Source organism: Polynucleobacter yangtzensis (assembly GCF_027924165.1).
Lineage (GTDB): Bacteria > Pseudomonadota > Gammaproteobacteria > Burkholderiales > Burkholderiaceae > Polynucleobacter > Polynucleobacter yangtzensis.
On the sequence record NZ_AP026973.1, the window covers coordinates 237,100 to 249,547 of the forward strand.

Annotated in this window: 11 protein-coding genes; 9 read left to right on the forward strand and 2 right to left on the reverse strand. The window is 45.7% G+C overall.

The window, feature by feature from the left end; genetic code table 11:
• The first annotated feature begins 25 nt into the window (after nucleotides 1-25).
• From leuS to hemL, 8 genes are all read left to right on the forward strand, one after another.
• Nucleotides 26-2,698: a leucine--tRNA ligase gene (leuS, locus tag QMF28_RS01280; protein WP_281742769.1), complete on the forward strand. Its 2,673-nt coding sequence runs from the start codon at nucleotides 26-28 to the stop codon at nucleotides 2,696-2,698.
• A gap of 15 nt (nucleotides 2,699-2,713) precedes the next feature.
• On the forward strand, nucleotides 2,714-3,241 hold the full coding sequence (locus tag QMF28_RS01285) for an LPS-assembly lipoprotein LptE (protein WP_281742770.1): 528 nt from the start codon (nucleotides 2,714-2,716) through the stop codon (nucleotides 3,239-3,241).
• Between the two features lie 16 nt (nucleotides 3,242-3,257).
• Nucleotides 3,258-4,319 carry a DNA polymerase III subunit delta gene (gene holA, locus QMF28_RS01290; RefSeq protein ID WP_281742771.1) on the forward strand — a complete coding sequence of 354 codons (1,062 nt, stop codon included), beginning with the start codon at nucleotides 3,258-3,260 and terminating at the stop codon, nucleotides 4,317-4,319.
• Between the two features lie 67 nt (nucleotides 4,320-4,386).
• A complete protein-coding gene (locus tag QMF28_RS01295; RefSeq protein WP_281742773.1) occupies nucleotides 4,387-5,664 on the forward strand; it encodes a glutamate-5-semialdehyde dehydrogenase in 1,278 nt (425 codons plus the stop codon).
• A 27-nt stretch (nucleotides 5,665-5,691) separates the two neighbouring features.
• On the forward strand, nucleotides 5,692-6,117 hold the full coding sequence (locus QMF28_RS01300; RefSeq protein WP_281742774.1) for a CopD family protein: 426 nt from the start codon (nucleotides 5,692-5,694) through the stop codon (nucleotides 6,115-6,117).
• A 59-nt stretch (nucleotides 6,118-6,176) separates the two neighbouring features.
• Nucleotides 6,177-7,619, forward strand: coding sequence for a THUMP domain-containing class I SAM-dependent RNA methyltransferase (locus QMF28_RS01305; RefSeq protein WP_281742776.1), 1,443 nt, complete (start codon nucleotides 6,177-6,179; stop codon nucleotides 7,617-7,619).
• A 77-nt stretch (nucleotides 7,620-7,696) separates the two neighbouring features.
• Nucleotides 7,697-7,867: a rubredoxin gene (locus QMF28_RS01310; RefSeq protein WP_071464595.1), complete on the forward strand. Its 171-nt coding sequence runs from the start codon at nucleotides 7,697-7,699 to the stop codon at nucleotides 7,865-7,867.
• A 12-nt stretch (nucleotides 7,868-7,879) separates the two neighbouring features.
• Entirely contained in the window at nucleotides 7,880-9,181 is a 1,302-nt protein-coding gene (gene hemL / locus QMF28_RS01315; RefSeq protein WP_281742780.1) for a glutamate-1-semialdehyde 2,1-aminomutase, read from the forward strand.
• A gap of 27 nt (nucleotides 9,182-9,208) precedes the next feature.
• Here hemL and QMF28_RS01320 read toward each other — a convergent pair whose 3' ends face one another.
• Nucleotides 9,209-10,048, reverse strand: coding sequence for a symmetrical bis(5'-nucleosyl)-tetraphosphatase (locus QMF28_RS01320; RefSeq protein WP_281742782.1), 840 nt, complete (start codon nucleotides 10,046-10,048; stop codon nucleotides 9,209-9,211).
• Between the two features lie 39 nt (nucleotides 10,049-10,087).
• Complete coding sequence (locus tag QMF28_RS01325; RefSeq protein ID WP_281742784.1) at nucleotides 10,088-11,560, reverse strand: cryptochrome/photolyase family protein; 1,473 nt, start codon at nucleotides 11,558-11,560, stop codon at nucleotides 10,088-10,090.
• Between the two features lie 76 nt (nucleotides 11,561-11,636).
• Here QMF28_RS01325 and QMF28_RS01330 point away from each other — a divergent pair, with 76 nt between their 5' ends.
• Nucleotides 11,637-12,446: a YdcF family protein gene (locus tag QMF28_RS01330; RefSeq protein ID WP_281742786.1), complete on the forward strand. Its 810-nt coding sequence runs from the start codon at nucleotides 11,637-11,639 to the stop codon at nucleotides 12,444-12,446.
• Nucleotides 12,447-12,448: the final 2 nt, after the last annotated feature.

Below are 12,448 nucleotides of genomic sequence, written 5' to 3' on the forward strand. Positions count from 1 at the left end.
GATAGAAGAAAAGAGTTGTCGCAGAATGAGTAAGGATTACGACTACCGCAGTATTGAAGCCGCAGCGCAGGCTGATTGGGAAAGTGCGCAAGTCTATCAAGTAGCAGAAAACGCAGTTGATACACAAGGCAAACAAAAGCCAAAGTACTACGCTTGTTCTATGTTGCCTTATCCATCTGGCAAGCTCCACATGGGGCATGTACGCAACTACACCATTAATGATGTAATGGCACGTCAACTCCGCATGCAGGGCTATAACGTCTTGATGCCAATGGGTTGGGATGCCTTTGGTATGCCCGCTGAAAATGCGGCGATTCAAAATAAAGTACCTCCAGCAAAATGGACCTACGACAACATTGCTTATATGAAAAAGCAAATGGCTGCTATGGGTCTGGCAATTGATTGGTCGCGTGAAGTCGCAACTTGTAGTCCTGACTACTATCGTTGGAACCAGTGGCTCTTTTTAAAGATGCTGGAAAAAGGTATTGCCTATCGCAAAACTCAGGTTGTTAATTGGGATCCGATTGATCAAACTGTTTTAGCAAACGAACAAGTGATTGATGGTCGCGGTTGGCGCTCCGGTGCTTTAGTTGAAAAGCGTGAGATTCCAGGTTATTACTTCAACATCACTGCCTATGCTGAACCTTTGCTCTCAGGATTAGAAGGTTTGGGTTGGCCAGAGCGCGTGAAGACCATGCAGCAAAACTGGATTGGCAAAAGTCGTGGTGTGCGTTTTGCGTTTAAGCATGAAATTGCTGATGACCATGGCAACTTTATTCAAGACGGTCTTTTGTATGTATTCACTACCCGTGCAGATACCATCATGGGTGTTACTTTCTGCGCAGTTGCAGCAGAGCACCCTCTGGCTGCAAAGGCGGCCGCTAATAATCCAAAGCTTGCTGCATTTATTGAAAAATGCAAAACCGGTAGTGTGATCGAGGCTGACTTAGCTACCCAAGAAAAAGAAGGGATGTTTACTGGCTTATATGTCACACATCCTTTGACGCATGAGCCAGTTCCTGTCTGGGTTGGCAACTACGTTTTGATGTCTTATGGCGATGGCGCAGTAATGGGTGTGCCTGCACATGATGAGCGAGACTTTGCATTTGCGTTGAAGTATGAATTACCGATTAAGCAGGTAATTGCGCTCAAAGAAGAGTCACCGATGTTCAATGCCACACGCTGGGAAGATTGGTATGCCCAAAAGGAAGGCGTTGTTTGCTTTAACAGTTCACAGTTTGATGGCCTATCTCATGATGAGGCTGTGAGTGCTGTTGCTAAAGAATTAGAAAAGCTCGGTATTGGCGAAATCAAGACGACTTATCGTTTGCGCGATTGGGGTATTTCTCGCCAGCGTTATTGGGGTACACCGATTCCGATTATTCATTGTGGCGATGAGAGCAATCCAGGTTGTGGCGCGGTGCCAGTGCCTGAAGCTGACTTGCCAGTGGTATTGCCTGAAGATTGTGTCCCGGATGGTAGCGGCAATCCACTCAATAAACGTGCTGACTTTTTGAATGTGAAGTGTCCAAAGTGTGGCAAGCCTGCACGTCGTGAAACTGACACTATGGATACCTTTGTAGATTCTTCTTGGTATTTCATGCGCTACACCGGTCCGAATGCGAAGACCATGGTAGATGGGCGCAATGAATATTGGATGCCAATGGATCAATACATTGGTGGCATCGAGCATGCGATCTTGCATCTCCTTTATGCGCGCTTCTGGACTAAGGTCATGCGCGATCTCAATCTCATTACCTTTGATGAGCCATTCCAGAATCTGTTGACGCAAGGCATGGTACTTAATGAGACCTATTACTCCGAGGATGCCTCAGGTAAGAAGACCTGGCTCAATCCCTTGGATGTGGAATTAGATCTCGACGAAAAGGGTCGCCCTAGAGGTGCCAAGTTAATTGGTGACACTTCAAATACCCCAGTAGTAGTTGGTGGTGTTGAGAAGATGTCCAAGAGCAAGAACAATGGCGTTGATCCGCAAGCTTTGATTGATGAATACGGTGCTGACACAGCTCGCTTGTTTGTCATGTTTGCCGCCCCTCCTGAGCAGCAGTTGGAGTGGTCAGGCGCTGGGGTGGATGGCGCTTCTCGTTTCTTGCGCCGAGTATGGATGTATTCCAGCAGTCAGGCGAGTGCTTTGCGTGATGCATCTGATTTATTGCCAGGCAACTTAAATGATGCTGAAAAAGAATTGCGTCGCGAAGTGCACACAATCTTGAAGCAAGCTAACTTTGATTATCAGCGCCGTCAGTACAACACAGTTGTCTCTGCCGCAATGAAAATGCTCAATGTTCTTGAGCCCATTAAGCTTGATCAAAATACCGCAATCAGCGCACCAGTCTTGCGTGAATGTTTAAGTATCTTGTTACGCGTCCTGTATCCAGTGGTTCCGCATTTGACTCACGTCTTGTGGAAAGAAGTTGGCTATGCCAAAACGATGGGTCCTCTACTCGATGCCCCATGGCCTGCTGTAGATGAAGCTGCATTGGTGCAGACTGAAATCACTTTAATGATGCAGATTAATGGCAAGTTGCGTGGTGATATTAAGGTGCCAGCAGATGCAAGTAAAGAGCAAATCGAAGCACTGGCATTGCAAAGCGAGCCCGCACAAAAAGCTTTAAATGGCGGTACACCGAAAAAAGTGATTGTGGTGCCTGGTCGCTTAGTCAACATTGTTGCTTAAACAGAAAATATAAACATGAGCGTAAATTCCCTGCGTCGTGCAATGCTAGGTTTGATTGCTACCGCTCCTGTAAGCGGTTTTATTGCTTGCGGTTATCGTTTGCGCGGTATGGTGGATTTGCCCTTCAAAGTTATTGCGATTACCGGAAATCCTTCACCCCCTTTGAGGGCTGATTTGCAGACGGCAATTTTGACGGGCACTGATGCAAAGGTCGCTATCAATCCTAAGGATGCTGATCTGATCTTAGAAATTACCAATGATATTAACGGTCGTGAGATCTTGGCCTATAACTCCAGTGGTCAGATTTCAGCTTATCGCCTTAATATTCGTGTTGGCTTTAGAGCTTATGATGTAGCGGGCGCTGAGATAGTTCCTGAAGCGGAGATTTATATGACTCGTGATATGGATTTTAGCGTTACAACGGTCTTGGCGACGGATGTTCAAATCCAGCAGTTTCTGGGGCTGATGCGTCGTGATTTGGCTATTCAGATCCTGAGACGCGTATCCGCCGCTGCCAAATCACCACAATCCAGAGCGTTTTAAAGCGGACCAGACTCGCATGGTTAAAGTTGATGCCCTGCAAGCACACCTCAAATCTCTGAGTTCGGGTGGACCCATGTTGCCGCTCTATATTTTTAGTGGCGATGAGCCTCTATTAATGATGGAGGCAATGGATCAATTAAGGGCTGCTGCGAAAAAACAAAACTATACAGAGCGCGAAGTCTTGCTACAGGAGCGTGGATTTGATTGGGGTGCATTATTGAGCGCTGGTCAGACCATGTCTTTGTTTGGTGATAAACGTTGGGTGGAATTGCGCATTCCGACTGGGAAGCCTGGGCGTGACGGAGCAGATGCTTTAAAGCAATTTGCCGCTCAAATCGCTGCGCAGTCAAATGGTTCAGATGGTCCAGATACGGTGGTTTGTATTGTTTTGCCTCGTTTGGATGGTAAGACCAAAACTTCCGCTTGGTTTAGTGCGCTCGATGATGCGGGTATGGCGATTCAAATTGATTCACTGGATCGCAGTCATTTACCGCATTGGATTGCGGGACGACTCAAGCGTCAAGATCAAGAAGTAGAAGCGGGACCCGAAGGTCAGCGTGCACTCGAATTTATAGCTGATCAAGTTGAGGGCAACTTAATTGCTGCCCACCAAGAGATCCTGAAGTTAGGACTTCTCTATCCCGTTGGAAAACTAAGCGAGGAGCAGATTCGCTCCTCCATTCTGAAGGTGGCGCGTTATAACGTCTTCGAGCTAACCGAAGCCATGCTTGCGGGTGACCTAGCGAGACTCAACCGCATGTTGGATGGCCTCAAAGGCGAGGGTGAGCCGCTAGTGTTGATTCTGTGGAGCGTAACCGAAGAGCTTCGGATACTATCTAAACTGAAGGCGGCGAGTGATGCTGGGGAGTCTGTACAAAACCTTATGCGTGCCAATCGAATTTGGGGAAATAAAGAGCGTTTATATCCAGCGGCGTTAAGAAGGGTTCAACCACTCAAACTCCGCAGAGCAATGCAAGTGGCCGCAGGATTGGATCGTCAAGTAAAAGGTCTGCACGCAGCAGAGTTACCGGCAGATCCCTGGGATGGTCTGCGTTTAGTCGGTAATTTATTGCGTTAATAAGTAAATACGTCAAATAAACAAAAGTAAATTAAAAAAGTAATAAGAGAGCAATAAGAGAGTAAAAATGAGTTCAGCGATTAAAGAAATGATGCAAGATATTGGGATGCGAGCACGCGCTGCATCTCGTGCGATGGCGCGTGCATCGAGCGAGCAAAAAAATCAAGCTTTATTACATATTGCAAAAGTGGTGCGTCAAAAGGCAGCTGAGATTCAGAAGGTTAATCAGGTCGACGTTGAGCGCGCTAAGGCTAACGGCCAAGATGCTGCTTTTGTTGATCGCTTAACTATGACGCCAAAAACAATCGAAACAATGGCCTTGGGTTTGGAGCAAATTGTTTCCTTGGATGATCCGATTGGCAAAATTACTCCGCTACAAAAGCAAGCATCTGGCATTGAACTAGGTCAGATGCGTGTACCGCTTGGAGTGATTGGCATTATTTATGAGTCTCGTCCTAACGTGACTATTGATGCTGCTGCTCTGTGTTTAAAGTCGGGTAACGCTGTGATCTTGCGCGGCGGCTCAGAGGCAATTGATTCCAACACCTTACTCGCTCAGATTATTCAAGAGGGCTTGGCTGCTGCAGGCTTGCCCAAAGATGCTGTTCAAGTAGTTATGACAACAGATCGTAGTGCTGTTGGTGAAATGATTACGATGACTCAATACATTGATGTCATCGTGCCACGTGGTGGCAAGAGTTTGATTGCACGTTTGATGGCTGAGGCACGTGTACCAATGATTAAGCATCTGGACGGAATTTGCCATACCTATATTGATGCGGATGCTGATGTAGCAATGGCCGTAAAGGTATGTGATAACGCTAAGACTCAACGCTATGCACCATGCAATGCGATGGAGACTTTGCTTGTGAATCAAGAGATTGCACAGAAAGTATTACCAACACTCTGTAAGATTTATCAAGATAAGGGTGTGGAGCTGCGGGTTGATGGCTTGACTCGCAAAACACTTGAAGCAAATGGCTTTCAGAATCTAGTCGATGCTACAGAAGAAGATTGGCAGACAGAATACCTAGCCCCAATTTTGTCTATTAAGACGGTTGCCAATATCGATGAGGCCATGAATCATATTGAGCAATACGGTAGTAAACATACGGATGCCATTATTACGAACAACAAAGCTCAAGCCGATCGTTTCTTGCGCGAAGTGGATAGCGCTAGTGTGATGGTCAATGCTAGCACTCGCTTTGCTGATGGCTTTGAATATGGCTTGGGCGCAGAAATCGGTATTTCAAATGACAAGCTGCACGCCCGTGGCCCAGTTGGTTTGGATGGCCTGACTTCCTTAAAGTACGTGGTCATGGGTCATGGCGAGATTCGTACTTAATTTAATAAAAAAGTAAGCACACAATATATGAGTAATTCTTATCTCTGGGTTAAAACTTTCCACATTGTATTTATTACTTCATGGTTTGCTGGCTTGTTTTATCTGCCCAGAATCTTTGTGAACTTGGCCGAAGAGAAAAACACTGAGGCTTATGCTCGCCTGCTAGGTATGGCTGATCGCCTGTTTCGCTTTATGACTATCTTGGCGGTTCCGGCGGTCTTATTGGGTATAACGATGTGGCTTCATTTTGGAATTGGTCGTGGCGATGTATGGATGCATGCCAAATTATTTTTTGTGATTCTGGTAATTGGTTATCACCATGCTTGTTTGAGCTTGCTTAAGAAGTTTCGTACTGGGGTTAATAAGCGATCCGGTGTTTGGTTTCGTTGGTTTAACGAAGTTCCAGTGATTTTGTTAGTCATCATTGTTGCTTTGGTCTTGTTTAAGCCTTAAGGCCAGCCGATAAGTTCTGTTTAATTTTTTAATATTCCCATTTATAGATTGTTAGCCCCATGAGATTTTTTGTTGTATGCCCAGGCGGTTTAGAAGTGCCGCTTGCCCAGGAGCTAGCTGAGATCGCTGGACGCCCAGAATGTAAGGCTTTAGGAGCTTGGGTGATTGACCCAACACCTACAAGTCCGACTGGTGGGGTTGGTCTGGCTGCGCCAATATCTGCCGCAATGGCATTAAATTTGCATTCGCGTATTGCAAGCCGTGTATTGCTGCAAATGGCACAAGCACCTTATCGACAAGAGGATGACCTCTATAAGTTGGCTAGCGGTTTAGCGTGGGAAGAGTGGTTTACCTCAAAGCAAACTTTGCGAGTGGATGTCACGGCCCATCGCTCTCCACTCAAGAGTCTAAATTTTGCAACGCTCAAAATTAAAGATGCGATTGTGGATCGTTTGCGTGATGTAACGGGTGATCGACCAAGTATTGATACTGCTTTCCCGGATGTGCGAGTACAAGCCCATTTAACGCCAACCCAAGTCACTATTTATTTGGATACCTCTGGTGAGGCTTTATTTAAGCGTGGTTGGCGTGATGAAAAAGGCGATGCACCCCTCAAAGAAAATTTAGCTGCTGGCATTTTGTCTTTTACTGCTTGGAGGCCTGGTCAAACATTATTTGATCCAATGTGCGGTAGTGGAACCTTTTTAATTGAAGCAGCCCAAATGGCTTTATCTATTCCGCCTGGGGCCATTCGTGCAGGCATATACGGCGACGACGCTAAACCAAGTCGACTGGCTTATCGTCCTTTAGTGACTTCGGCACATGGTTTTGGCTTTCAGCGACTCAAGCCCTTTAATGAAGCTGCTGAGCAGAAGTGTTGGGTTGATTTAAAAGAAGCCGCTCTTGCGCTGATGTTGGAAAAACGTAAGCAGTACCCTAGTGTTGATGCCTTAAAAATTACTGGCGGCGATATTAATGAGAAATTGGTGTCTATGTTCAAGGGCAATTGGCAAAGAGCGCAATTACCTGATCAGCCGGTAGTTCGTCAGATTGATGCCTTGGCTGCTAAGCCACCCGGAAGCGTGAATGAAGGCGTGATGTTGTTGAACCCCCCTTACGGTGAGCGATTGGTTATTAAGGGTGGTCGTGGACAAGATCGCGCTTCTAATCCAGATGCTAAATACGACGATGCAGATGAGCCAGATAACCGTTTCGAGTTGAATTTAGAGACAGGTCGTCAAAGTGCAAAACGCTCTAGCCGTGAATCATTGAAAAAGCTGCAGGCTCAAGAAGAGCAGGATCCTAAGTTTGTAGAGTTTTTACGTCAGTTTGGCCAGCATCTAAAAGATGATTTTGGCGGGTGGAATATTTTTGTACTTACCGCAGATATGGCGCTTCCAGGCCAATTACGCATCAAAGAATCTAAGCGTACCCCTTTGTTTAATGGCCCTCTTGAATGTCGTTTATTCAAGTTTGAGATGCATGCTAAGCGACCAGCTTAAACGGCTATAAAACCTTAAAATGAGATAGAAGCGTTAAAAAACGATAGATATATCAAAGAAAATCAGAGAGCAAAGTAATGGAATTTAAAACATACATGTGTTTAATTTGCGGTTGGGTTTATGACGAAGCAGCTGGTTTACCTGATGAAGGTATTGCGCCAGGAACGCTTTGGAAAGACGTTCCAATGAATTGGACCTGTCCAGAGTGCGGTGCTCGCAAAGAAGATTTTGAAATGATGGCAATTTAAGTAGAAATAACCATGGCAAAAGTAGATCAAAACGAAGCGCTGTTTGAGCGTGCACAAAAAACTATTCCTGGAGGGGTGAACTCCCCAGTGAGAGCTTTCCGTCAAGTGGGTGGAACACCGCGTTTTGTTGCTAAAGCCAAAGGCCCTTACTTTTGGGACGCCAACGATAAGCGTTATATCGACTTAATTATGTCTTGGGGCCCGATGATTGTGGGTCACGCAAATCCAGAGGTAGTAGCTGCCGTTCAGAAAGCTGCAGAAACCAGTTTTAGTTATGGCGCACCTACCGAGGGTGAGATTGAGTTAGCAGAGCGTATTTGCGCTTTGATGCCAAGCGTTGAGCAAGTGCGTATGGTTTCAAGCGGTACAGAGGCGACGATGAGTGCCTTGCGTTTGGCTCGCGGATATACCGGTCGCGATTTAATTATTAAGTTTGAGGGTTGCTATCACGGTCATGCCGACAGTCTTTTGGTAAAGGCTGGTTCAGGCTTATTGACATTTGCTGACTCTACGCAAAATGCACCATCTTCTGGTGGCGTTCCGCAAGATTTGGTGAAGCACACATTAGTATTGCCATACAACGATGTCGCAGCGATTGAGGAAGTATTTAAAAAGCAGGGCGATCAAATTGCTGCAGTCATCATTGAGCCAATCGCTGGAAATATGAATCTCATTCAACCGTCTAAAGCATTTTTGGCTGCGATCAGATCTCTGACTGCTAAGTATGGTGCTGTAATGATCTATGACGAGGTTATGACAGGTTTTAGGGTAGCCCTGGGCGGTGCTCAGTCTTTACAAGGAGTAGTCCCGGACCTGACTTGCTTAGGCAAAGTGATGGGCGGTGGCATGCCGATGGCCGCTTTTGGCGGCAAGAAAGAAATCATGTCCAAGCTTGCTCCCCTGGGTAATGTGTATCAGGCTGGCACGCTCTCTGGTAATCCAGTGGCTGTAGCTGCAGGCTTAAAAACTCTCGAGATTATTTCGCGAGAAGGTTTTTATGAGTGCTTAACAGGCCAAACTCAAAAGCTCATGGCCGGTTTAAAAGCTGCGGCCGATAAAAGTAATATCCCTTTTGCGGTAGATAGCGTGGGCGGTATGTTCGGTTTTTACTTTACCGATCACGTTCCCACTTCCTTTGAGGCAGTGACTAAATCTAATATTGATGCCTTTAAGAAATTCTTCCACCTGATGTTAGATGAGGGTGTGTATTTAGCGCCATCCGCATATGAAGCTGGCTTTACATCGATTGCGCATGACAATGCTGTACTCGATGAAATTATTACCGCAGCTGAGAATTCTTTTAAAAAGCTCTAAGGTTTTAAAATATAACTTTGTCATTGCTTACATTCTGAGCGGGTGGTCATAACCATCCACTTGAATGATGTCTGAATTCTTGTTGTCTTTATTGGATTCTGAAATCTCAAGAGCAGTCAGCTTTCCACCCCAGACGCAGCCAGTATCAAGGCCAATCACATTGTGTTTGCGTAGCAAGCCCAGTGTTGACCAGTGCCCAAAGTAAATTAAGGTATCAGTGGTCTTTCTGTGGGGCGCCATGAACCAAGGGGTATAGCCCTTAGGACCATTCTCTAAACCTTCTTTACTTTCAAACTCCATTTGACCAGTCGGGCTGCAAAAGCGCATACGGGTTAATGCATTAGTGATCACGCGCAGGCGCTCATAACCTTTGAGAGATTTATTCCATTTGGTTGGGGTATTGCCATACATATTGGCCAGAAAAGTTTTGTAAGACTTACTGCGTAGCGCCTTCTCTACTTCTTGAGCACATTCAATGGTTTGTTGTAGATCCCATTGCGGTAGCACCCCTGCATGAACTGTGAGTACTTTGCCGTTACTTAATGCCATAGGGCGCTTTCTTAACCAGTCAATGAGCTCTGCGCGATCAGGTGCGCTAAATATAGGCTCAACCGTATCTAGTCCTTTGGTTTTGCGAAGACCGGCATCAATCGCCAGAAGGTGTAAGTCATGATTGCCTAAGATGCACTCTGCACGACCAGATTCTTGCAAGGTTTTTAAATGTCGCAATGCGCCTAATGAATCTGGCCCACGATTGACTAAGTCTCCCAGAAAAATCATTTTGGATTTCGCTGGAAGCTTTTTAACTAAGGCTTTTAACGAAGGTGCGCAGCCCTGGACATCACCTACGGCATAGATCTTGCTCATATCTAATCTTAAAGCGGAAATATGCGCTTATATGCTTTGCTAAGCGATTTTTTTCACAATGCTATAGCGCACCAAAGTCTTTTTACGCGCTTCATCATGATCCACTACTGGCAATGGATAATCCCTTCCTAGGCTGATGCCTGCCGCCTCTAACTCGATATGGCCAGCCTTCCAAGGGGCATGAACCGACTTCTTGGAGAGCTTTTCTAGTTGTGGAAGGTAGCGTTTAATAAACTTGCCTTCAGGATCAAACTTTTCTGACTGGGTAATGGGGTTAAAGATGCGGAAGTAGGGTTGGGCATCGCACCCAGATGAGGAGGCCCATTGCCAGCCGCCGTTATTCGAAGAAAGTTCAAAGTCGTTTAGGTGTTCGGCGAAATAAGCCTCACCCCAGCGCCAATCAATGCCTAAATCTTTTGTTAAAAAACTGGCTACAACCATACGTAGACGATTATGCATATAACCACTTTGATTGAGTTGATGCATAGCTGCATCGACAAGTGGGTACCCAGTCTTGCCTTCGCACCACGCGGTAAATAATTTCTTGGCAGTAGCACCACTCTCCCACGCAATATTGTCGTAGTCGGGCTTGAACGATGCACCCATAGCAAGACGGGGATGATTAGCCAGAATCATGAAGTAAAAATCACGCCAGATAAGTTCGCTTAACCAAATGGTGGCACCCATACTGCCAGCCAACATGCGACGATGGGCTTCACGTACCAAACCTCTAATCGAGAGCATGCCAAAACGTAAGTGGGTGGATAGATAGCTCACACCTTTAATTGCAGGAAAGTCTCTACCAATTTGGTACTGATCAATACGAGATAGGAAGTCTTCTAAGAAAGCTTGACCGCCCTCTGAGCCAGGTGGTAAGTAGCTCTCAATGCCGGTAGGGCAAAAGCCCATGGACTCTAAAGACGGTAGTGGCTCTGATAATTTCTTGGGGATTGCCGCAAGCTGCCCTGGTTTTGGATTGCATTCGTAAGCAGCAAGATCTTTTTCTTGAAGCGTTTTAAGCCAATTATTTTTGTAAGGCGTAAAGATAGAAAAGACCGTATTGGAATTGGTCAGAATTTCTTTTTTCTCAAAGATAACTTGATCTTTAAATGTCAGAAATTCAATATCTTGCTTTTCTAATTTTTCTTTGACAGTGTCATCACGTTCAATAGCGGATGGCTCATAGTCATGGTTAGCAAAAACTATATTGACGCCCAGTTCCGCAGCTAGTTGAGGGATGCATTCAGTAGGATTGCCAAAGCGAACAATCAGTCCACCGCCTTGTTTACGTAATTGCTCATCAATTTGTTTGATGCCCTGCCAAATAAAGTCTACTCGGCGATCATGCTTAAGGCCGTTGGCATCAAGCTCACCCTTTATAAGCGGTTTGAGAATCTCGGTATCAAAAATAAAAGTAAGCCAAACCTGTTCACTTTCCTTGAGGGCGTGATGAAGGGCGGCATTGTCATACAGGCGAAGGTCACGGCGGAGCCAAACTAGTGCTTTTTGCATAGCCCATATATTAGGGCTTATTCAGCTTCAATGCAGGAGGCTGCGTGGGGTAGTCGGGTTAAGATCTTAAGGAATTATGGATACGATCTTTTTTATTCTGTCGAAAGTAGTGCAATTTTGTATTGAGCCGCTCAATTGGGTGATTGTTTTTGTTTTGTTGAGCATGCTTTTTTTATCCCTACGTAAGCCTGACCTTTGCAAGCGCTTTTTGTTACTTGCCTTGTTGGATCTTTTTCTGGTGGGCTGGTTACCAGCCTCAGAGGTCGTATTGAGAGGTATTGAGAATCTCACCCCTAAAGTGGCGTTATCCAAAGACTTGGAAAATGAAGTGGGCGGTATCATTATTTTGGGTGGCGCTATTTCTGGTGGTGAACTTGCCGTAGATCGAGGTGAGGTGTCGATACATTCGTCGGCTGAGCGCGTTACTAAAGCATTTGAGCTTATTCGCAAAAATCCTAGCTTGCCATACATATTCAGCGGCTACTCTGGGCGAATTACTCCAAGAGGAATTTCAGAGGCAGATGCATTTAAGCAGCTCGTTCAAGAGCAGGGCTTAAACGAAGAAAAAGCCCATTATGAAAAGCGGTCTCGCAATACCTATGAGAACGTGCTGTTCATGAAACCGATGATTGAGGAGCTGGGTTCTAGGGACCAGGCTGGGCAATTAAAGCCTTGGTTATTAATTACCTCGGCCAGCCATATGTATCGCTCTGTAAAAATCTTCCAAAAGCAGGGCTTGCCAGTATTGCCTGTTCCTGTGGATTACCAGACGGCTAATCGCCTTCAGTGGACTCAATTTAATCTGATAGATGGTGCGCAAAATTGGAAAGATGTGGTGCATGAGCTTGTAGGTCTCATTGCCTACTGGATTACCGGAAAAATCTAGAT

Coding starts and splice junctions, on each gene's coding strand:
- leuS (WP_281742769.1), top strand. CDS start 26: ATGAGTAAGGATTACGACTACCGCAGTATTGAAGCCGCAGCGCAGGCT.
- QMF28_RS01285 (WP_281742770.1), top strand. CDS start 2,714: ATGAGCGTAAATTCCCTGCGTCGTGCAATGCTAGGTTTGATTGCTACC.
- holA (WP_281742771.1), top strand. CDS start 3,258: ATGGTTAAAGTTGATGCCCTGCAAGCACACCTCAAATCTCTGAGTTCG.
- QMF28_RS01295 (WP_281742773.1), top strand. CDS start 4,387: ATGAGTTCAGCGATTAAAGAAATGATGCAAGATATTGGGATGCGAGCA.
- QMF28_RS01300 (WP_281742774.1), top strand. CDS start 5,692: ATGAGTAATTCTTATCTCTGGGTTAAAACTTTCCACATTGTATTTATT.
- QMF28_RS01305 (WP_281742776.1), top strand. CDS start 6,177: ATGAGATTTTTTGTTGTATGCCCAGGCGGTTTAGAAGTGCCGCTTGCC.
- QMF28_RS01310 (WP_071464595.1), top strand. CDS start 7,697: ATGGAATTTAAAACATACATGTGTTTAATTTGCGGTTGGGTTTATGAC.
- hemL (WP_281742780.1), top strand. CDS start 7,880: ATGGCAAAAGTAGATCAAAACGAAGCGCTGTTTGAGCGTGCACAAAAA.
- QMF28_RS01320 (WP_281742782.1), bottom strand. CDS start 10,048: ATGAGCAAGATCTATGCCGTAGGTGATGTCCAGGGCTGCGCACCTTCG.
- QMF28_RS01325 (WP_281742784.1), bottom strand. CDS start 11,560: ATGCAAAAAGCACTAGTTTGGCTCCGCCGTGACCTTCGCCTGTATGAC.
- QMF28_RS01330 (WP_281742786.1), top strand. CDS start 11,637: ATGGATACGATCTTTTTTATTCTGTCGAAAGTAGTGCAATTTTGTATT.